The 21,124-nt window shown below is 68.6% G+C and carries 19 protein-coding genes; 18 read left to right on the forward strand and 1 reads right to left on the reverse strand.

The genetic code is table 11. The features are described 5' to 3' along the window. The first annotated feature begins 81 nt into the window (after positions 1–81). From nirB to LQZ85_RS08410, 4 genes are read left to right on the forward strand one after another with little or no spacing between them, the layout of a single operon-like run. Positions 82–2,661 (forward strand): nitrite reductase large subunit NirB, encoded by a 2,580-nt coding sequence (gene nirB, locus LQZ85_RS08395; RefSeq protein WP_200955170.1) that lies wholly within the window; start codon positions 82–84, stop codon positions 2,659–2,661. Then, positions 2,658–3,026, forward strand: coding sequence for a nitrite reductase small subunit NirD (gene nirD / locus LQZ85_RS08400; protein WP_053096163.1), 369 nt, complete (start codon positions 2,658–2,660; stop codon positions 3,024–3,026). Before nirB ends, nirD begins: the two co-directional genes overlap by 4 nt. Next, entirely contained in the window at positions 3,023–3,790 is a 768-nt protein-coding gene (gene cobA, locus LQZ85_RS08405; RefSeq protein WP_053096161.1) for a uroporphyrinogen-III C-methyltransferase, read from the forward strand. The genes nirD and cobA overlap by 4 nt, the downstream gene beginning before the upstream one ends. Beyond that, a complete protein-coding gene (locus tag LQZ85_RS08410; RefSeq protein WP_053096159.1) occupies positions 3,787–4,914 on the forward strand; it encodes a uroporphyrinogen-III synthase in 1,128 nt (375 codons plus the stop codon). The genes cobA and LQZ85_RS08410 overlap by 4 nt, the downstream gene beginning before the upstream one ends. Positions 4,915–4,979: 65 nt before the next feature. Here LQZ85_RS08410 and LQZ85_RS08415 read toward each other — a convergent pair whose 3' ends face one another. Further along, complete coding sequence (locus LQZ85_RS08415; protein WP_056278782.1) at positions 4,980–5,276, reverse strand: hypothetical protein; 297 nt, start codon at positions 5,274–5,276, stop codon at positions 4,980–4,982. A gap of 112 nt (positions 5,277–5,388) precedes the next feature. Here LQZ85_RS08415 and LQZ85_RS08420 point away from each other — a divergent pair, with 112 nt between their 5' ends. The 14 genes from LQZ85_RS08420 (at position 5,389) to LQZ85_RS08485 (ending at position 21,077) form a co-directional block, all read left to right on the forward strand. Next, a complete protein-coding gene (locus tag LQZ85_RS08420) occupies positions 5,389–6,720 on the forward strand; it encodes a replication-associated recombination protein A (protein WP_082297813.1) in 1,332 nt (443 codons plus the stop codon). 161 nt (positions 6,721–6,881) lie between these two features. Further along, positions 6,882–7,511 carry a 30S ribosomal protein S4 gene (gene rpsD / locus LQZ85_RS08425; RefSeq protein ID WP_052677824.1) on the forward strand — a complete coding sequence of 210 codons (630 nt, stop codon included), beginning with the start codon at positions 6,882–6,884 and terminating at the stop codon, positions 7,509–7,511. Positions 7,512–7,617: 106 nt separating this feature from the next. After that, complete coding sequence (locus tag LQZ85_RS08430; protein WP_053096155.1) at positions 7,618–7,806, forward strand: hypothetical protein; 189 nt, start codon at positions 7,618–7,620, stop codon at positions 7,804–7,806. A 79-nt stretch (positions 7,807–7,885) separates the two neighbouring features. Beyond that, positions 7,886–10,546, forward strand: a complete 2,661-nt coding sequence (gene alaS, locus LQZ85_RS08435) for an alanine--tRNA ligase (RefSeq protein WP_056278781.1) — start codon at positions 7,886–7,888, stop codon at positions 10,544–10,546. Beyond that, positions 10,543–11,019: a Holliday junction resolvase RuvX gene (gene ruvX / locus LQZ85_RS08440; protein ID WP_053096151.1), complete on the forward strand. Its 477-nt coding sequence runs from the start codon at positions 10,543–10,545 to the stop codon at positions 11,017–11,019. The genes alaS and ruvX overlap by 4 nt, the downstream gene beginning before the upstream one ends. Then, complete coding sequence (gene mltG / locus LQZ85_RS08445) at positions 11,019–12,557, forward strand: endolytic transglycosylase MltG (RefSeq protein ID WP_072591296.1); 1,539 nt, start codon at positions 11,019–11,021, stop codon at positions 12,555–12,557. Before ruvX ends, mltG begins: the two co-directional genes overlap by 1 nt. Next, positions 12,554–13,366 carry a shikimate dehydrogenase gene (locus LQZ85_RS08450; protein ID WP_230100789.1) on the forward strand — a complete coding sequence of 271 codons (813 nt, stop codon included), beginning with the start codon at positions 12,554–12,556 and terminating at the stop codon, positions 13,364–13,366. The genes mltG and LQZ85_RS08450 overlap by 4 nt, the downstream gene beginning before the upstream one ends. 54 nt (positions 13,367–13,420) lie before the next feature. Beyond that, a complete protein-coding gene (aroC, locus tag LQZ85_RS08455; RefSeq protein WP_056278778.1) occupies positions 13,421–14,650 on the forward strand; it encodes a chorismate synthase in 1,230 nt (409 codons plus the stop codon). Next, a complete protein-coding gene (locus LQZ85_RS08460) occupies positions 14,634–15,152 on the forward strand; it encodes a shikimate kinase (protein WP_056278777.1) in 519 nt (172 codons plus the stop codon). Before aroC ends, LQZ85_RS08460 begins: the two co-directional genes overlap by 17 nt. Further along, positions 15,149–16,237 carry a 3-dehydroquinate synthase gene (gene aroB, locus LQZ85_RS08465; protein ID WP_072591293.1) on the forward strand — a complete coding sequence of 363 codons (1,089 nt, stop codon included), beginning with the start codon at positions 15,149–15,151 and terminating at the stop codon, positions 16,235–16,237. Before LQZ85_RS08460 ends, aroB begins: the two co-directional genes overlap by 4 nt. After that, entirely contained in the window at positions 16,234–16,671 is a 438-nt protein-coding gene (gene aroQ / locus LQZ85_RS08470; RefSeq protein ID WP_056278775.1) for a type II 3-dehydroquinate dehydratase, read from the forward strand. The genes aroB and aroQ overlap by 4 nt, the downstream gene beginning before the upstream one ends. 75 nt (positions 16,672–16,746) lie before the next feature. Further along, complete coding sequence (efp, locus tag LQZ85_RS08475; RefSeq protein ID WP_053096137.1) at positions 16,747–17,307, forward strand: elongation factor P; 561 nt, start codon at positions 16,747–16,749, stop codon at positions 17,305–17,307. Positions 17,308–17,310: 3 nt separating this feature from the next. Continuing rightward, on the forward strand, positions 17,311–17,721 hold the full coding sequence (nusB, locus tag LQZ85_RS08480; RefSeq protein WP_053096135.1) for a transcription antitermination factor NusB: 411 nt from the start codon (positions 17,311–17,313) through the stop codon (positions 17,719–17,721). A gap of 56 nt (positions 17,722–17,777) precedes the next feature. Further along, positions 17,778–21,077 (forward strand): DEAD/DEAH box helicase, encoded by a 3,300-nt coding sequence (locus LQZ85_RS08485; RefSeq protein WP_230100790.1) that lies wholly within the window; start codon positions 17,778–17,780, stop codon positions 21,075–21,077. Positions 21,078–21,124: the final 47 nt, after the last annotated feature.

Consider the following 21,124-nt stretch of genomic DNA (forward strand, 5'->3'; position numbering starts at 1 on the left):
CACGAAACACCGCGCGTCACATGCGGGAAACACCAGGCTCCTATCGTCGCCATCACGACGTCCCCCGGCGATTGGAGCAACATGAGCGAGGTCCTCCTCACACCCCAGGAGATCGTGGTGGTCGGTGCAGGGATGGTCGCGCATCGATTCGTGGAGAGCCTGATCAGCCGGGCCGAGACGCCGATGCATGTGACGGTGATCGGAGACGAGGCCCGTCGACCGTACGATCGGGTCGGACTCACCGGGTTCTTCTCGGGGGCGACTCCCGAGGAGCTCGAACTTGATCGCTCGGTGTTCGACGACTTCCGCGTGCGATTCCTCGCCGACGACAGAGTGCTGCGGATCGATCGCTCGGCCCGCACCGTCACGACGAGGTCGCGCACGAGCATCCCGTACGACACCCTGGTGCTCGCGACCGGCTCCTACGCCGCGAAGGTCGCCGTGGACGGTGCGGACCTGCCCGGCTGCTTCGTCTATCGCACACTCGACGACGTCCAGGGCCTCAAGGACTTCGTCGAGCGGCGAGGACGCATGCTCGGTCGTCCGCTGCGCGGCGCGGTGATCGGCGGAGGGCTCCTCGGGCTCGAGGCCGCCGGCGCTCTGCAGGGAATGGATGTCGACGCCACCGTCGTGCAGTACTCCGATCGCCTGATGTCCGCTCAGCTCGACTCAGCGGGTGGAGGGATGCTCAAGCGTCTGCTCGAAGCGCGTGGCATCTCGGTGCGCACCGGATCGAGAACGACTCGGCTGGACCCGGATGACTCCGGCGCGGTCACGGCGCTCGAGTTCCAGGACGGATCGATCGAACGGGCGGACGTCGTGGTCTTCACCGTCGGCGTGCGTCCCCGGGACGAGCTGGCGCGCAATGCGGAGATGCAGGTGGACCCCCGCGGCGGTGTGATCATCGACGATCGGTGCTCGACGTCCGACCCCCACATCCTGGCGATCGGCGAGGTCGCCAACTTCGACGGTCGCTGCGTCGGACTGGTGGCTCCCGGATACGCCATGGCAGAGGTGGCGGCGACGCGCCTGCTCGGAGGCGATGCGGCGTTCCCCGGCTACGACGACTCCTCCAAGCTGAAGCTCTCGGGTGTCGATGTCGCGAGCTTCGGCGATGCGATGGCCACGACTCCCCATGCGCTCGACGTCGTCTATGCGGATCCTGTCGCCGGTGTCTATAAGAAGCTCGTGCTGTCGGATGACGCTCAGACGCTGCTCGGTGGGATCCTCGTCGGCGATGCGGCGGCCTACGGCGCGCTGCGTCCCCTCGTCGGCGCGAAGCTCGGCGCCGACCCGGCCGCCTACCTGCTGCCGGAAGGCGGGAACGAGGCTCCTGGTGGCGAGCTGCCGGATGAGGCCGTGGTCTGCTCGTGCTCGAATGTGACCGCCGGGCGCATCCGCCGGGCAGTGCACGACGAGGGGTGCACGGACGCCGCCGCGGTGAAGGGCTGCACGAAGGCCGGGGCGACCTGCGGATCCTGCGTGCTGATGGTGAAGAAGGTCGTGGGGCAGGAGCTCACCAAGCTCGGCCAGACCGTGTCGCATGCCCTCTGCGAGCACTTCGATCTCTCGCGCCGCCAGCTCTTCGACGCGGTACGGGTGGCTCAGCTCACGACGTTCAGTGGCATCGTCGAGCGCTTCGGGCGCGGCCGAGGGTGCGACATCTGCAAGCCGGCGATCGCCAGCATCCTCTCGGTGCTCGTGGGCGCGCACGTGCTCGACGGCGAGAACGCCACGCTGCAGGACACCAACGACCACGTGATGGCCAACATGCAGAAGGACGGCACGTACTCCGTCGTCCCGAGGATGGCCGGTGGCGAGGTCACCCCGGAGGGACTGATCGCGATCGGGCAGATCGCGAAGGACTTCGCGCTGTACACGAAGATCACCGGCGGGCAGCGGATCGACATGTTCGGAGCGCGGCTGGAACAGCTTCCGGTGATCTGGCAGCGTCTGGTCGACGCGGGCTTCGAGTCGGGGCAGGCGTACGGCAAGTCGCTGCGCACGGTGAAGTCGTGCGTCGGGTCGACGTGGTGCCGCTATGGCGTCCTCGACGCGGTCGGCATGGCCGTCAAGCTCGAACTGCGCTATCGGGGGCTCCGTGCTCCCCACAAGCTCAAGCTCGGCGTCTCGGGCTGCGCTCGTGAATGCGCGGAGGCGCGGAGCAAGGACGTGGGAGTCATCGCCACCGAGACGGGGTGGAACATGTATGTCGGCGGCAACGGCGGCTTCACGCCGCGGCACGCGCAGCTGCTCGCGTCGGACCTCGACGACGAGGGTCTCATCAGGGCCATCGACCGCTTCTTCATGTACTACATCCGCACCGCCGATCGTCTGCAGCGCACGGCTCCCTGGTGCGAGGAGCTCGAGGGCGGACTCGACGGGCTGCGGAGTGTGATCTTCGACGACAGCCTGGGCATCTGCGCCGACCTCGATGCCTCGATGGCGCAGCACGTCGATCGCTACGAGGACGAATGGGCGGCCACCCTCGCCGACCCCGTGAAGCTCGAACGGTTCCGGTCGTTCGTCAACGCGGCCGATACGGCGGATCCGTCACTCGCCTATGTCTCTGAGCGCGGGCAGATCCGCCCGGCGTCGCCGGAGGAGCGTCGCGCCGGAGGCATCCTGATCGCCGGAACCGCTCTGGAGGTGCGCCGATGACCGTCGCGATGGACTCCACCACGCATGTGCGGGTATGCACGCTCGAGGACCTCGAGGTCGAACGAGGGCGAGCCGCTCTCTTGGACGGACAGCAGGTGGCACTGTTCCTCCTCTCGGACGGCACCGTGCTCGCAGTCGACAATCTCGACCCGTTCAGCGGAGCCAATGTCATCTCCCGCGGGATCGTGGGAAGTCGTGGGGATGTCCCCACGGTCGCATCCCCACTCCACAAGCAGATCTTCGATCTCCGCACCGGCGAGTGCATCGAGACCCACGGCAAGCCCCCCGCAGCACTGCGGGTGTGGCCGGTCGCGATCGACGACGGCGTCGTGTACGTCCGGATGCCGGAGAGCGTCGGATCATGAGGCGGACGCGTGTGGGCAGGGTCGACCTCGTCGGCGGTGGGCCGGGTCCCGCCGACCTCATGACGGTGCGCGCCTATCGCCTGCTGATGGCGGCCGACGTCGTGGTCGCCGATCGCCTCGGTCCGTTCGCGGAGCTCCGGAACGAGCTCCCGTCGCACGTCGAGGTCATCGATGTCGGCAAACGACCGGGTCACCACCCCGTCCCTCAGCACGAGATCGATGCCCTCCTCGTCGAACGCGCCCTCGCCGGCCACCGCGTGGTGCGGCTGAAAGGCGGCGATCCCTTCGTGCTCGGTCGCGGGGGAGAAGAGGTTCTCGCGTGTGAGGCCGCCGGTGTGCCGGTCAGTGTGACCCCGGGCGTCAGCAGCGCGATCTCGGTGCCTCAGGCCGCGGGGATCCCGGTGACCCATCGCGGCGTCGCGTCAGCGGTGCACATCATCAACGGGCACGGCGACCTCACCCCGAGTGCGCTCGCATCTCTGTCCGATCCGACGGTCACCACCGTCGTCCTGATGGGCGTGGCCTCGCTGCCTCGCCTCGCAGCCTCGGCCGCGTCGCACGGGGTGTCCGGCGACATCCCCGTGGCGATCGTCGAGAACGGTCACACCGAACGACAGCGGACCATCCGCAGCACCCTGGCGACGGCGGCGCAGGACGCGGCCGCTGCGCAGGTCGTGAACCCGTCCGTCATCGTGATCGGCGAGGTGGCTCGCGCGGGACTGCTGCTGCCGACGAGGGCGATGATCGCGGAGAGCGCCACATGACGACCGCGCGCACGCTCGACTCGGCGCTGGCCGGATGCACGATCATCGTCGCCGCAGACCGCCGCTCGATCGACCTGGCGACAGCCCTCGAGCGTCGCGGTGCGGTGGTCCATCGCGCGCCGGCGCTGAGCATCGTCACCAACTCCGACGACGCGCAGCTTCTCGCCCGCACCGAGCAGGTGATCGCCGCTCCTCCGGACATCGTGATCGTCACCACGGGCGTCGGGTTTCGCGGATGGATGGATGCCGCGCACGAGCACGGCCTCGACGGACAGCTCGACGCGGCACTGCAGGGCGCGCACTTCGTCGCACGGGGACCCAAGGCGCACGGCGCGATCCAGCAGGCGGGTTTCACGGCTGACTGGGTCGCCGAATCCGAGACGTCGGCCGAGGTCGGCGAGTACCTCCTCGCCTCCGGGGTCGCGGGCAAGCGGATCCTCGTGCAGCATCATGGCGCCGGATCGGACGGCCTCGACGAGTTGCTGGCGGATGCCGGAGCCGAGGTGCTGAGCATCACGGTCTACCGGTGGGGGCCGCCGCCGGATCCTGAGGTGGTGCGGCGTTCGGCATTGCAGGCGGCGGCCGGCGAGGCGGACGCCGTGCTGTTCACCTCGGCACCGGGAGCGGCGTCGTGGATCGCGGTGGCAGAGGAGTCCGGCGCGCTCGAGCGCATCAGGAGACGCGCGGAGTCGGGCCGCCTCCTCCTGGCGTGCGTGGGCCCGATCACGGCCGCGCCGCTGCACGGCGCGAACCTCCGCACCACGATCGCCGACCGGGGGCGACTCGGATCCCTCGCTCGAACGGTCATCGCGCATTTCGGCGGCGGGAGGGCACCGTCACTCCCGACCGACGCGGGTCTGGTCGAGGTACGCAGCGGCGGAGTCCTCGTGGACGGCGTGTTCATCCCGCTCTCGCGGTCGGCTGCCGCCTTGATCGAGGCGCTCGCCTCTGCGGGCGGGCGTGTGCTCTCGCGCGCCGAGCTCGGGGGCGTTCTCCCCGGCGCCGAGCGCAACGGACATGCGGTCGAGGTGGCCGTCGCACGGCTGCGGGAGGCTCTCGGCGGCAACGAACTCGTGCACACGGTGGTGAAACGCGGCTACCGCCTGGCGGTCACCGAGTACTGAGCGAGGTGCGCGCGGGGGAGTGCGGGCAGTGAACGCCCGTGTCCGCCACCCACAGGGACCGTGTTCTATCCGGCGGGGGCCTCAGTGGGTGCAGGCTCCGGCGTCGCGGGGTCTGTCGGCACGGGCGCCTCCGTCGGCTCGACGGTAGGCGAAGGCGAGGGGGCCGGGGGATTCACCTGCGCGTGAACGACCTGGCTCACCACGGCTCCGGCGACGATGAGCAGTCCGGCGACGACGGCGATCGTGTTGTCGCGGGTGCGACGCCGGATCTGACCCTCATGCCACGTCTTGCGGGCGGTGTGCAGACGTGCGCGCTCCACCTCGGTGCGCGACTGCTGCGTGCTCTTCCCGCGTCCGGCCATTGCGTGCTCCCTTACTGGACGTGAATGTGCAACGTCGCCTGAGAGCCTACCGTCGAGATCGCGTCACGCCGTTCCCACCCGAAGTGTCGGTGCCCCGCGTTAGCCTGGACGGATGACCTCCGCCTCCGCACTGCTCTCCGGGCAGACGCCTCTCGCCGTGCGAATGCGCCCCGTGTCGCTCGATGAGGTCGCCGGTCAGAAGCACCTGCTGCGCGCGGGTTCCCCGATCGTCGCACTCGCCGACCCTGCCGCGACATCCCCGGGTGCCGTCTCGATCATCCTGTGGGGTCCGCCCGGCACCGGCAAGACCACTCTGGCGCAGGCGATCGCACGCTCATCGGGCCGCCGGTTCGTCGAGCTCTCCGCGATCACCGCCGGCGTGAAGGACGTGCGCGAGGTCATGCAGGAGGCGATCACCCAGCGCGACCTCTATGGCCAGACGACGATCCTCTTCCTCGATGAGATCCATCGGTTCACCAAGGCGCAGCAGGACGCCCTGCTCCCGGGCGTCGAGAACGGCTGGGTGCTGCTGATCGCGGCGACCACCGAGAATCCCTCGTTCTCGGTGATCTCGCCGTTGATGTCGCGATCGCTGCTCCTCACGCTCCAGCCGCTGACGGATGACGACATCGGGCTCCTGGTCGATCGGGCGGTGACCGATGCGCGCGGACTCAATGGCGCGGTCACCCTGGCCGACGACGCGCGCGCGGCGCTGATCCGGCTGGCGTCGGGCGATGCGCGGCGTGCGCTCACCGGACTCGAGGCGGCAGCGGCCGTAGCCCTCTCGAAGGGGGAAGAAGGCGCGGTGCCCGCCGCGACGGCGGACGACGTCGCTCAGGCCGTCGACAAGGCGCTGCTGCGATACGACCGTCAGGGAGACGAGCACTACGACGTCATCAGCGCGTTCATCAAGTCGATCCGAGGATCCGACCCGGATGCGGCCCTGCACTATCTCGCGCGGATGATCGAGGCGGGGGAGGACCCTCGCTTCATCGCTCGGCGCCTGGTCATCTCGGCCTCCGAGGACGTGGGCCTCGCCGACCCGCAGGCGCTCTCCATCGCGGTCGCGGCCGCGGACGCCGTCGCGTTCATCGGAATGCCGGAGGGGCGGATCCCGCTCGCCGAAGCGACCGTCTATCTGGCCACGACAGCCAAGTCGAATGCGGCGTACGTGGGAATCGACCAGGCGATCGCCGACATCCGCTCCGGGGGGTTCGGACGCGTCCCGCTGCATCTGCGAGACGCGCACTATCCGGGCGCGAAGCGGCTCGGTCACGGCCGGGGATACGTCTACCCGCACGACAGCGAGTTCGGCATCCTGCCGCAGCAGTACCTCCCTGACGAACTGCGCGGAAAGCGGTACTACGAACCCAAGAACCTGGGTGCCGAGCGCGACATCTCGGCTCGCCTCGAGCGCATCAGACGCATCCTCGACGGGCGCTGACGCGAATCTGTTAGACTTGATCGGCTCGAAACCGTGTTTTCGGGCATCTCCTCGTTCACACCACACCTTGCTGGCGCCCCGGCGTGCGCTCCAAGGCAGAACGCGGACGATACGTCCGTGAGTCGTGAAAGACGCGACCACGTCATCGGAAGGAACACTTCGTGACCACGAAGTCCCAGGACCGCCGCAAGGTACGTCTGAGCCGTGCCCTCGGCATCCCGCTCACCCCGAAGGCCGCCCGCTACCTCGAGAAGCGTCCCTACGCTCCGGGTGAGCACGGCCGCACCAAGCGCAAGGCAGACAGCGACTACGCCGTCCGTCTGCGTGAGAAGCAGCGTCTGCGCGAGCAGTACGGCATCCGCGAGAAGCAGATGCGCAACACGTTCAACGAGGCTCGCCGTCAGGACGGCCTGACCGGTGAGAACCTGGTCGAGCTGCTCGAGATGCGTCTCGACGCCCTCGTCGTGCGTTCGGGCTTCGCCCGCACCACCGCGCAGGCTCGTCAGCTCGTCGTGCACCGTCACATCCTCGTCGACGGCCAGCTCGTCGACCGCCCGTCCTTCCGCGTGAAGCCGGGTCAGCTCATCCACGTCAAGGCCAAGAGCGAGGGCACCGAGCCCTTCCAGGTCGCAGCGGCCGGCGGTCACGCCGAGGTCCTGCCTCCCGTTCCCGGCTACCTCGAGGTCGAGCTCGACAAGCTCCAGGCTCGCCTGGTTCGTCGCCCGAAGCGCGCCGAGGTCCCCGTGACCTGTGAAGTGCAGCTCGTCGTCGAGTACTACGCAGCTCGCTGAGTTCCAGCTTTTCCGCAGAAGGCGTCGGGGTCACCCGACGCCTTCTGTCGTTTGCGCATACGATGGTGACACCGCGCCTTCGCGGGTCAGAGGCAAGGATGACGACATGAAGAACGTGCTGTGGTTCCTGATCGGTGTGATCGGCGGATTCGTCGCTGCGCATTTCATGAACAAGGACCCGCGCGGTCACGACATCCTCGCCGAGGTCGACGCTCGCTTCAACGAGTTCACCGGCATCATCGGCGACTCGTACCGCGAGCAGCAGGCGCGACTCGTAGACCCCGCGGACGACTGATCGCGCGCGGTCTCCCGGCCGCTGCCGCATCATCGCCCCGCCCTTCCACACCCTGTACGCAAGGACACCTGGCACCCCTATGAAAACTGCGGAGATCGCGCAGCGCTATCTCGACTTCTTCGAGAAGAACGACCACGTCATCGTCCCCTCGGCCTCTCTGGTCAGCGACGATCCGTCGCTGCTGTTCACGGTCGCCGGAATGGTGCCGATGATCCCGTACCTCACCGGAGTCGTGCCCGCACCGCACCCGCGCATCGCGGACCTGCAGAAGTGCATCCGCACCAACGACATCGAAGAAGTCGGGAAGACCGCGCGTCACGGCACCTTCTTCCAGATGATGGGCAACTGGTCCTTCGGCGACTACTTCAAAGAGGGCGCGATCCGCTACGCGTGGGAGCTGCTGACGAGCTCGGAGGCAGACGGCGGCCTCGGTTTCGACGAGAAAGACCTCTGGGTCACCGTCTACGAGACCGACGACGAGGCTGAGGCCATCTGGCGCGACATCATCGGCCTGAAGCCGGAGCGCATCCAGCGTCTGGGGCGTGCGGACAACTACTGGAACACCGGTCAGCCCGGTCCCGGTGGCCCCGACAGCGAGATCTTCTTCGACCGAGGTCCCGCGTACGGCAAGGACGGCGGTCCCGCGGCCGACGACTCGCGGTTCCTCGAGATCTGGAACCTCGTGTTCATGCAGGACTTCATCGACAACATCCGCGGCAAGACCGAGTTCGACATCGTGGGCGAGCTGCCCCAGAAGAACATCGACACCGGCATGGGACTCGAGCGCGTCGCGTTCCTCAAGCAGGGCGTCGAGAACATGTACGAGACGGATCAGGTGCGCCCGGTCCTCGATCGCGCGGTCGAGCTCTCCGGCCGCCGTTACGGTGCCGTCCACGAAGACGACGTGCGCTTCCGTGTCGTGGCCGACCACGTGCGCTCGTCCCTCATGCTGCTGTCCGACGGCGTCCGCCCGTCCAATGAGGGCCGCGGATACATCCTCCGCCGCCTCATGCGGCGCACGGTGCGCTCGATGCGTCTGCTCGGCGTCGACGAGCCGGTCTTCCCCGAGCTCTTCGCCACGTCCCGTGATGCCATGAAGTCGGCATACCCGGTGCTCGAGAAGGAATGGTCGACTCTCTCGGCCTCCGCCTTCGCCGAGGAGGAGACCTTCCGGCGCACTCTGGCGCAGGGGTCGACGATCCTCGATCTCGCGCTGGACGAGACGAAGAAGGGCGGCGGGGCGGCGCTGAGCGGCTCCGAGGCGTTCCTGCTGCACGACACGTACGGCTTCCCGATCGATCTCACGCTCGAGGTCGCTGAGGAAGCCGGTCTCGCGGTCGACCGTGAGGCGTTCGACACCCTGATGCAGGAGCAGCGCTCGCGCGCCAAAGCTGACGCACGCAATCGCAAGCGTCAGCTCGCGGACGTCTCGGTGTACCGCGATCTCCGTGCGCTGGGCGAGACGGGCTTCGACGGCTACTCCGAGCTGGAGGTCGACTCGCGCATCCTCGGCATCCTGGTCGACGGACAGCCGGCCCGCACCGCCTCAGAGGGGCAGATCGCCGAGGTCGTGCTCGCCGAGACGACTCTCTACGCCGAGTCCGGCGGTCAGGTCGCCGACAAGGGCGTCATCGTCGGGCCGGGCTACGAGCTCGAGGTGCTCGATGTGCAGCGTCCGGTGCCCGGTCTGATCAGCCACACGGTCGAGGTCACTCGCGGGGCTGTAGCCGTGGACGACCCCGCGACCACGGTCGTCGACGCCGCCAACCGACGCGCCGCCAGGCAGGCGCACTCGGCGACGCACCTCGTGCATGCGGCGCTGCGTGACACGCTCGGACCGACCGCCACGCAGGCCGGTTCGCTCAACCGTGCCGGGTACATGCGTTTCGACTTCTCGTGGTCTCAGGCTCTCTCGGCCGACACGCGCACCGAGATCGAGGAGATCACCAACCGCGCGGTCAACGACGCCCTCGAGGTCACGACTCGCATCGTGACGCTCGACGAGGCGAAGGAGGCCGGTGCTATGGCGCTCTTCGGCGAGAAGTACGGCGACGTCGTGCGGATGGTCGACATCGGCGGTCCGTGGTCGCGCGAACTCTGCGCGGGCACGCACGTCACCACGAGTGCCGAGATCGGCCTCGTCAGCGTCGTCGGCGAGTCGTCGGTCGGCGCGTCGAACCGCCGCATCGAGGCCCTGGTCGGCCAGGACGCGTTCCGCGAGCTCGCTGCAGAACGCGCGCTCGTGTCGCAGCTGACCACCTCGCTCAAGACCCCTCGCGACCAGCTCGCCGAGCGCATCGCGGATCTCTCCGCCAGCCTCAAGGCGGCCGAGAAGCGCATCGCCCAGTTCGAGTCCAAGGAGCGCGCGGGCCGTGTCCCGGCCATCGCCGATGCCGCGAACCGCGTCGGCACGTTCCGTGTGGCCGCGCAGTCGCTCGGTGAGGTGGCGTCGGCCGACGATGTGCGCGAGCTCGTCCTCGGCGTCCGCGACCGTCTCGGTTCCGACCCCGCCGTCGTCGCTCTCGGCGCTGTCGTGAACGGACGCCCGGTGGTGGTCGTCGCGACGAACGATGCCGCACGCACCGCCGGAGCGAAGGCCGGTGCCCTCGCGAAGCGCGCCGCCTCCGTACTCGGCGGCGGCGGAGGAGGTCGTGACGACGTCGCTCAGGGTGGTGGCACAGATGTCGCGGCCCTGCACGCAGCGCTCGAGGCCGTGTCGCAGGAGCTGCAGTCAGCGTGAGCGGCTTCCGCCGCGGCGTGCGGCTCGGTGTCGATGTCGGGCGTGCCCGGGTCGGCGTCGCCCGCTGCGATCCGGACGGCATGCTCGCGGTGCCGGTCGAGACCGTGCAGCGCAACGACACGTCGATCGACAGGATCGCCGCGATCGCCGAGGACTTCGACGTGCTCGAGTTCGTGGTCGGGCTGCCGGTCAATCTGCAGGGCGCCGACACCGCGTCGACGACCGACGCTCGCGAGTTCGCCGCGGCTCTGCAGGCGCAGACGGGCACTCCCGTCCGGCTCGTCGACGAGCGCCTCAGCACCGTCACCGCACACGCCGCTCTGCGTTCTTCGGGCAGAACACAGAAGAAGTCTCGTAGCATTGTGGATCAGATCGCCGCGGTGATCCTGCTGCAGCAGGCGATCGACACGGAGAAGAGCACCGGAAACCCGCCCGGTGCCACGATTCCGCTCGACGAGGAGTCCCCCCGATAATGCCCGAACGCGAGAGCGCTTCGCCTCAGCACGATCCGGATGCCCGTCTGGGCGATCTGTTCGAGAACCTTCCCGACCCGTCGCCGCAGATCCCGACGGTCGACAACACCCCGCCCGCTCCAGGGTCGCGCCGGGCGGCGCGTGAAGCCGCGGCTGCGCAGCCGGGGGCTCCGGCCGGGCCAGCCGGCACCCCCGCGGACCGCTCGTCGTCGGACGATGCGTCGACCAGGGCGATGCCCGCACTGTCCGCGGACGAGCCCGTTGCCGCCCGACTTTCCGAAAGCGAGTCCTCCGTCGGCGAGGCGGCCGCGGACCGAGCCGAATCCGGCTCGGGGTCGGAAGCATCTGCCGGCGCCGCGGTGGGTGCCGCGTCGGGGAGCGCGGCAGCAGGCGGACGCCTCGAAGACCTCTTCCACGCGCATCCGGAACACGATGCCGGCCACCCAGCGCCCGCGAAGAAGAAGCGCCGCACGGGCTGCCTGGTGGCGCTCGTCATCGTCCTCGCCGTGATCGGCGGCATCGTCGGCGCGGGATTCTGGGCGTGGGGCACCTACGGCGACAAGATCAGCGAGGCGCTCGGATGGGGCGACCCCAAGGACTGGGAGCCCGGGCTCGCATCCGGCGAGGTGCTCGTCACCATCCATGAGGGCGACACCGGCGCTCCCGTGTCCACCGCGCTCTACGAAGCGGGCGTCACGCGCACGGAGGACGTCTTCTACGATTACCTGGTCACCGAGAACGTCGCGGTCACCTTCTATCCGGGCATCTACAGCCTGAAGGAGAAGATGACAGCCGAGGCGGCGCTCGAGGCGCTGCAGGACCCCGCCAACAAACGCGAGAACTCTGCGAGCGTGGGCGAGGGCGCGACCATCGAATCCTCCCTGCCCGACATGGCCGAATCGCTCGGCATGCCCATCGAGGAGCTCCAGGCGGCGGTCGACGCCGACCCTGCGACCTACGGCGTGACCGCGCAGAGCCTCGAGGGGTGGCTGTTCCCGGCCGTCTACACGTTCGATCCGGGAGTCACCGCCACCCAGGTCATCCAGCGGATGGTCGACCGCACGAAGGAATCGCTGACAGAGGCCGGGGTGCCGGCGGAGGATGCTCAACGCGTGCTCACGATCGCCTCGATCATCCAACGTGAGGGCCTCACCGCAGACTTCCCGAAGGTGTCTCGTGTGATCGAGAACCGCCTCGACATCGACATGAAGCTGCAGATGGACTCGACGGCGCAGTACGGCTACGGTTCGCTGCACGAGGGCGTCGTGTCGAGTTCGGCCGAGGCGCTCGAGGACGACAATCCCTGGAACACCTACGTGCACACCGGCCTGCCGGTCACGCCGATCGCGAGCCCGAGCTTCGCTGCGATCGACGCGGCGATGCACCCCGCAGACGGCCCCTGGCTCTACTTCGTGACGACGAACCTCGCCACCGGAGAGACCCAGTTCTCGGTCACCTACGAGGAGCACCTGCAGGGAGTCGAGAAGTGGGAGCAGTGGTGTCAGGAGAACCCCGACGGGGGTTGCTCGGCCGGATGAGCTCCCCGCGGCTCGCAGTCTGGGGCGACCCGATCGCGCACTCCAAGTCTCCGCAGCTGCACGCGGCCGCCTACCGTGCGCTGGGCCTCGATTGGGAGTACACGCGTCGCCAGGTCGACGACGTGGCGTTCGACACGGCTCTGGCCACTCTGGACGATTCGTGGCGGGGGCTCTCGCTCACGATGCCGCTGAAGGAGAAGGCGCACAGCGCGTCGGTCACGCACGACCGCTATGCCGACCTCACCGGAGCAGTGAACACGCTGCTGCTCACCGACGGCATCCGCGGCTTCAACACCGATGTCGGCGGGATCCTCGACGCCCTGGGCGAGCAGGACCTTCGGGGAATCGGTGATGTCCGCATCCTCGGCGCCGGCGCCACGGCATCCTCGGCTCTGGTCGCGTGCGTCGAGGCCGGGGCCCGCACTGTCGATGTGAGGGCGCGCCGTCCCGAACGGGCAGCCGGACTGGTGGCTCTCGGACGGAGACTCGGCGTCTCGATCACGACCTCGACGTTCGATGCCGACGCCGACGATGTCGGGCTCACCGTCGCGACGCTCCCCGGAGGCTCCGTGCTGGACGAGGCGACGTCAGCGCGCCTCAGCGAGAGCGGGGGCGCGCTGTTCGACGTCGCGTACTCACCCTGGCCGTCGGCGCTCGCATCGGTGTGGCGCGGGGGGCGGGCCGTCTCAGGGGAGGCGATGCTGCTGCGTCAGGCCGTGCGCCAGATCCGCATCTTCCTGCACGGAGACCAGAGCGTTCCGCTCCCCTCGGAGGAGGTCGTGGTCGCCGCGATGGAAGCCGCCCTGTAGTCACCGGCCGTCACGCGGCACGATCCGAGGCGAAACGCGTGGGAGACTAGACCAATGCTCCGCGTGCTCACGGCCGGCGAATCGCACGGCCCAGAACTCATTGCCGTCATGGAGGGTCTGCCTTCGGGCGTCCCGGTGTCCTCCGAGGCGATCCAGGCCGATCTCGCACGACGCAAACTCGGCTACGGTCGAGGCTCGCGCATGAAGTTCGAGCAGGACGAGCTGACGATCTCGGGCGGCGTCCGCCACGGCAAGACGCTCGGAAGCCCGATCGCTCTTCGCATCGGCAACACGGAGTGGCCGAAGTGGATCGAGGTCATGAACCCGGAGCCGGTCGAGCTGACAGACAGGTCGCGTGGCCGGAGCGCACCGCTGACCCGCCCGCGGCCGGGACACGCCGATCTCGTCGGCATGCAGAAGTACGACTTCGACGAGGCTCGACCCATCCTCGAACGCGCCAGCGCCCGAGAGACGGCGGCCAGGGTGGCGCTCGGCGCCATCGCGCGCTCGTTCCTCGGCGAGCTGGGCATCCGTCTCGTCAGCCACACCCTCTCGATCGGACCGGTGCGCGTGCCCGACGGCGCCGCGCTGCCGACCCCGGACGACGTGGACCGGCTGGACGCCGATCCGCTGCGCTGCTTCGACGCGTCGACCTCCGCCCTGATGGTGGCCGAGGTCGATGACGCGAAGAAGGACGGCGACACGCTCGGCGGGATCGTCGAGGTGCTCGCCTACGGTCTTCCGCCCGGACTCGGCTCGCACGTCCACTGGGATCGCCGTCTGGACGCGCGGCTGGCGCAGGCTCTCATGAGCATCCAGGCCATCAAGGGCGTGGAGGTCGGCGACGGCTTCGAGACCACACGACGACGCGGATCCGCGGCTCACGACGAGCTGTTCGCGACGGCAGACGGCATCTCGCGCGGCTCCGACCGCGCCGGAGGCACCGAGGGCGGGATGTCGACGGGCACGGTGTTGCGCGTCCGTGCAGGCATGAAGCCGATCGCCACCGTGCCGCACGCGCTGCGCACGATCGACATCGCGTCCGGCGAGGATGCCACGGCGCACCATCAGCGATCCGACGTGTGCGCCGTGCCTGCGGCAGGCGTCGTGGCCGAGGCCATGGTCGCCGTCGAGCTCGCCAACGCCGTGCTCGAGAAGTTCGGCGGCGACAGCATCGGCGAGACGCGCCGCAACCTCGACGCCTACCTCGCTGCGATCCCGGCCGAGCTGCGGACGACGCCTGCGTCCGAGGCGGCGCTCATCGCGCATGACGAGCGCGGCTGACCAGCTGTCGCTGGTGCTCGTCGGCCCGATGGCGGCGGGCAAGACCAGCGTCGGTCGTCGTGTCGCGCGCAAGCTCGGCGTCCCGTTCGTCGACACGGACAAGCGGGTGGTCGCGGTGCACGGCCCGATCCCCCTGATCTTCGAGGAGCACGGGGAGTCGCATTTCCGCGCGCTCGAACGGGCCGAGGTCGCAGAGGCGCTGCGTGCGGGCGGCGTGATCTCGCTGGGCGGGGGAGCGGTGACCGACCCTGAGACCAGGAGGCTGCTGCTCGACCACCCGGTCGTCTTCCTGACGGTCACCCCCGCAGCGGTGGCTGACCGCATACAGAGCGGCGGCCGACCGCTGCTCGCGGGCGACGACCCTGTCGGGCGATGGACGCAGATCTTCGAAGAACGTCGAGACTGGTATGACGAGGTGGCATCCGTGACGTTCGACACGTCGCGGCGCCCCATGCAGCGCATCGCCGACGACATCGCGGCGTGGAGGAGAGAACTGGGATGACTACGACAACCATCAGCGTGACGGGCGAGAACCCCTACGACATCGCCATCGGGCGGGGGATCCTCGATCAGGTGTCCGCGGCACTCGATCCCGGAGTCCGCAAGGTGCTGGTCGTCCACCCGCCGACCCTGGCCGCGCGTGCGGCAGAGCTTCGTGACAGGCTGCTCGCCGATGTCGAGAACGGTCCGCGGGAGGTCCTGCTCGCCGAGGTGCCGGATGCCGAGCAGGGCAAGCGCATCGAGGTCGCCGCCTTCTGCTGGCAGGTCATGGGGCAGGCTGACTTCACGCGCTCGGACGCGGTCGTCGGATACGGCGGAGGCGCCGTGACCGACCTCGCCGGATTCGTCGCGGCGACCTGGCTTCGCGGCGTGCAGCTCGTGCAGGTGCCCACCACCGTGCTCGGCCTCGTCGATGCCTCCGTGGGCGGCAAGACGGGGATCAACACCGCTGAGGGCAAGAACCTCGTCGGAGCGTTCTGGGCTCCCCGTGCGGTGATCGGCGATCTCGACGAGCTGGCGAGCCTCAGCCCGAACGAGGCGACCGCCGGATTCGCCGAGGTGGTGAAGGCGGGGTTCATCTGGGCACCGGAGATCCTCGACATCATCGAAGCCGATCCGGTGCGCGCCGTCGACTCGACCACACCGGAGTTCCGGCGTGCGGTCGAGCTCGCGATCGACATGAAGGCCCAGGTCGTCTCGGACGACTTCCGCGAGGCGGGGCAGCGCGAGATCCTCAACTACGGCCATACGCTCGGCCACGCCATCGAGCATGCCGAGCGCTACCGCTGGCGGCACGGTGCGGCGATCTCGATCGGCATGCTGTACGCCGCCGAGCTGTCGCGACTCGCGGGGCGACTGTCGGACTCCGCAGCGGAGCGCCACCGCACGATCCTCGAGTCGCTGGGCCTTCCGACCGGCTACCGTGCCGGTGCGTGGCCGCAGCTGCTGGCGACGATGCAGCGCGACAAGAAGAGCCGCGGCGGCATGCTGCGCTTCATCCTTCTCGACGACATCGCGAAGCCCACCGTGCTGCAGGCACCCGATGAGTCGCTGCTCTTCGCCGCCTACCAGGAGATCGGCGAATGACCCGCCGCATCCTGCTCGTGAACGGGCCGAACCTCAACCTGCTCGGCAGTCGCGAGCCCGAGGTCTACGGCACGGCGACGCTCGCCGATGTGGAGCGACTCACCGCTGAGGCGGCCGCAGCCGAGGGCTTCGAGATCCGCGCTGTGCAGAGCAATCACGAGGGTGTGCTGATCGACGCGATCCATGCCGCGCGCGCGGACTGCGCGGCGATCATCATCAATCCGGGCGGGCTCACGCACACGAGCGTGTCGCTGCGCGATGCGCTCACGGGAGTCGCGCTGCCGTTCGCCGAGGTGCACATCTCCGACGTGTACGCACGTGAGGAGTTCCGGCACCACTCGTACCTGCACGATGTCGCTGCGGTGCGGGTCATCGGCGAGGGTGTCGACGGCTACGCGAGCGCTGTGCGGCAGCTCGCAGCGCTGATCCCGTAGAATCGACTCTCGGCCCACCCCAGTCCAGACCGGACGCGAGCGGCCCCCAGACTCGAGAAACGGAAAGTCCAGCGCATGGCATCTACCGCAGACATCAAGAACGGCGTCGTCCTGAGCATCGAGCGGCAGCTCTGGAGCGTCGTCGAGTTCCAGCACGTCAAGCCCGGCAAGGGTGGCGCCTTCGTGCGCACCAAGCTGAAGAACGTCATGACCGGAAAGGTCGTCGACAAGACGTTCAACGCCGGCGCCAAGGTCGAGATCGAGAACGTCGACCGTCGCGACTTCACCTACCTCTACACCGATGGTGACGGGTACGTGTTCATGGACCAGACGGACTACGACCAGATCACGGTCCCCGCTGCGACCGTCGGCGACGCGAAGAACTTCCTGCTCGAGAACCAGCAGGTCACGATCGCGCTCAACAACGGCAACCCGCTGTACATCGATCTCCCCGCGTCCGTGATCCTCGAGATCACCTACAGCGAGCCCGGTGTGCAGGGCGACCGCTCGTCGGCGGGAACGAAGCCGGCCACGCTCGAGACGGGCTACGAGATCCAGGTGCCGCTCTTCGTCGAGACCGGCACCAAGGTCAAGGTCGACACGCGCACCGGCGACTACCTCGGTCGCGAGAAGTAAGGCGTGAGCGCCCGTACGAAAGCGCGCAAGCGCGCACTCGACATCCTGTTCTCCGCCGACGTCCGTGGAGACGAGATCGCGGTGACCCTGGCCGCAGAGGCCAAGCGCGCCGCGAGCGAACCCGCTCGCGAGGCCTCCTGGCTCTACGCCCGTGAGGTGGTGGACGGCATCATCGACCACCACGACGAGATCGACGAGCAGATCACGACGCACAGCCGCGATTGGAGGATCGAGCGCATGCCCGCGGTCGATCGCGCGCTGCTGCGCATCGGCGTCTGGGAGATCCTGTTCAATGACGCGGTGCCGACCGCTGTCGCCATCGATGAGGCGGTCGAACTCGCCAAGGAGTTCTCCACCGACGATTCGGGCGCGTTCGTGCACGGCGTGCTCGCACGCGTCTCTCGCGCGGCCTGAGCGACGACTCGGGACGCGGTCTCCGAGATGTCGGAGGCCGCGGGAAGGATGGGGCCATGCCCGCGCCGCACGTCGATCTTCGCGACCTCATGCAGATCACCGATGTCGGGGGCTACCAGCGCGGTCTCGCGTACTTCCGCGAGGGGAATGTGCTCGACGTGGTGTGGCACGAGGATCTGCTCGAACTCGAGGGCCATGTGCGCGGCAGCTCGGACGCCCAGTATGTGACCGAGATCGTCTTCCTCTCGTCCAACGGGACGAGACGGGTTCGGACGACCCGCTGCACCTGCCCGGTGCGGAGCGGCTGCAAGCACGTGGTCGCCACGCTGCTCGCGTCCAATGTGCACGAGTACTCGCAGCAGGCCGCGGCTCTCCAGCGGCAGCCCGACGCGGAGCAGAAGCCCGCCGCACCGCGCACCGCCGCAGTAGCGTCGTGGCGGACCCTGCTCGACCCTGCGGTGTCGCAGCACCCGCAGCGCCTCGCTCTCGGCATCGAACTGCGTCACCGTGAGTCTCGGAGCGAGAACCACTGGGGGCCGCGCCCCGTCCGGGCGGCGACCGCGCGCGATCTCGCCCACCCGAGCGGTGAGCTGCTTCTGGCGATCCGCCCGATGATGCGCAGCGCGCAGACCGGTGCATGGATCCAGGGCGGCGCAGGCTGGGATGCGGTCCGTCGCGACGCCTCGCAGTTCGGTCGCGACCAGAACCGCTGGTTCGGGGATCTCCTCAGCATCTCGCGGGACTCGCTGCTCTCCGGCAATGCCGGCGAGTGGCTCGTCCTCGACCAGGTCGAGTCGCCGCTGCTGTGGAGGCACCTCCGATCGGCCACCGACGTCGGAATCCCTCTCGTTCCCAGTCAGAAGAGCGCCTCGGTGCGGATCGCATCCGCGGCCGACGTCTCCGCGAAGATCAGTCGCACCGAGGAGGGTGCTCTGGAGGTCGCCGCCGACGTGCGCATCGACGATCGAGTGATTCCCGCCCGCGAGGTGCATCCGATCGGTCGTACGGGTGTCTACGCGGCGAGCCTCGTGGGTGCGCGGATCGAGGTCGTCCTCGCCGAAGTGTCGTTGAGCGAGCAGACACGTGCCCTGCTCGCGGCCTCCGACCCTATCCTCGTGCCGGCCGACGACGAGCAGGCGTTCATCGCCGACGCCTATCCGCTTCTGGCCCGGCGCAGCACCGTGCGCACGGTCGGGGAGGTCGCGCTTCCCGACGTGCCCGAACCGGAGGCGGTGCTCACGGTCAGCTACGAGCGCGGCGACGTCGTCAGCTACGCATTCGAGTGGTCGTACGGTCCGTTCGGCCGAGTGCCGTTCGCGTGGAATGACGCAGCGGTGCGAGATGCCGAGAGCGAGACGATCAGACGCGCGGCGATCGAGGCGGCATGGCAGGAGTTCCGCACGACGAGCTTCCGCCCGAGCGGTTCGTTCCACGACATCGATGCGGCGGCGTTCATCGCGGAAGGCGTTCCCGCGCTCGAGGCTGTGGGCGTCCGCGTCGAGTCCCACGGAGAACGCAAGGCGTATCGCGAGCTGACGGGGGATCCTGAGGTCAAAGTCACGACCGTCGAATCGACCGACTCGGACTGGTTCGATCTCGGCATCCTCGTGACGATCGACGGTCGACTCATCCCGTTCGGACCGCTGTTCACGGCGCTGAGCAGGGGGCGCAAGAAGCTGCTCCTCTCCGACGGCGGCTACTTCTCGCTCAACCACCCGTCGCTGGATCGTCTGCGTGATCTCATCGAGGAGGCGGGCGAGCTCGACGAGTGGGAGACCGGTCCGCGCATCAGCCGCTACCAGACCGATCTGTGGGAGGAGTTCGAAGACCTCGCCGACGAGGCCCAGCCGGCTGTCAGCTGGCGCGCCACGGCCGACGGGCTCCGTCAGGCCACGGGGGTTCCGCCGACGCCCGTTCCTGCGGGAGTGCAGGCCGATCTCCGCCCTTATCAGAAGGCCGGCTTCGACTGGCTTGTCTTTCTGTGGCGTCACCGACTGGGCGGGATCCTCGCCGACGACATGGGTCTGGGCAAGACCCTGCAGCTCCTCACGTTCGTCCAGCACACGCGGGATGCCGGCGAGACGAGACCGTTCCTGGTGCTGGCCCCCACGTCTGTCCTGAGCACGTGGCGGTCGGAGGCGGCCCGATTCACTCCCGGGCTTCGTGTCTCCATCGTCGACAGCACGAGCGGGAAACGGGCCGATGTCCTGAGGGCGGCGGCCCGGTCGAGCGATCTCGTCGTCAGCTCGTACACGGTCGCCCGACTCGACGAAGAGGAGTTCCGCGAGATCGAGTGGGCCGGACTGATCCTCGATGAGGCCCAGTTCGTCAAGAACCCCAAGACGCGGCTCCACCGCGCCATCTCGACATTCCATGCCGACGTCACGTACGCGGTCACGGGAACCCCGATGGAGAACAGCCTCTCCGAGCTGTGGTCGCTGCTCAAGCTCGCCGCCCCCGGCCTGTTCCCCTCGGCTCGGAAGTTCAAGGACCGCTACATCCAGCCGATCGAGAAGGGCAAGGTGCCCGAGAACGAGGAGGGCGGCGAGTACCGCGCGCGGCGCCTCGCTCAGCTGCGTCGTCGAGTGAGGCCCCTGATGCTGCGACGTACCAAAGAGCTCGTCGCTCCCGACCTGCCGGCGAAGCAGGAGCAACTGCTCGAGGTCGAGCTGAGTCCGGCGCACAGGGCCCTCTACGACGTCGTGCTGCAGCGCGAACGGCAGAAGGTCCTGGGGCTGATCGACGACCTCGATCGCAACCGCTTCATCGTGTTCCGCTCGCTCACCCTGCTGCGCATGCTGAGTCTCGCTCCCGCGCTGGTCGACGAGGCCGACGCCGAAATCGGGTCGAGCAAGCTCGACACACTGCTCGAGCGCGTCGCCGAACTGCAGGCCGAAGGCCACCGTGCTCTGGTCTTCAGCCAGTTCACGTCGTTCCTCGACCTCGCGGCTGCCCGGCTCGAGGCCGCCGGCATCCCTTACGCGCATCTCGACGGCTCGACGCGCCGCAGAGAGCAGGTGATCGACGGCTTCAAGTCGGGGGAGCAGCCGGTCTTCCTCATCAGCTTGAAGGCGGGTGGGTTCGGACTCACGCTGACGGAAGCCGACTACGTGTTCCTCCTCGATCCGTGGTGGAATCCCGCGGCCGAGGAGCAGGCGATCGACCGCACGCACCGCATCGGTCAGACCAATCAGGTGTTCGTCTACCGGATGATCTCGACCGGCACGATCGAGGAGAAGGTGCTCGAGCTGCAGCGCCGCAAGGCCAGGCTCTTCACCGCGGTGATGGACGACGACGAGCTGTTCGCGCAGTCCCTCACCGCAGACGACATCAAGGGTCTGTTCGACGGCGCGTGATTTCTCCCGGCCGGGTCACCGCGTCCGCCCAGGACCCCGTCGGTAGA

This window comes from Microbacterium sp. Bi98 (assembly GCF_918698045.1).
In the GTDB taxonomy this organism is placed as follows: domain Bacteria; phylum Actinomycetota; class Actinomycetes; order Actinomycetales; family Microbacteriaceae; genus Microbacterium.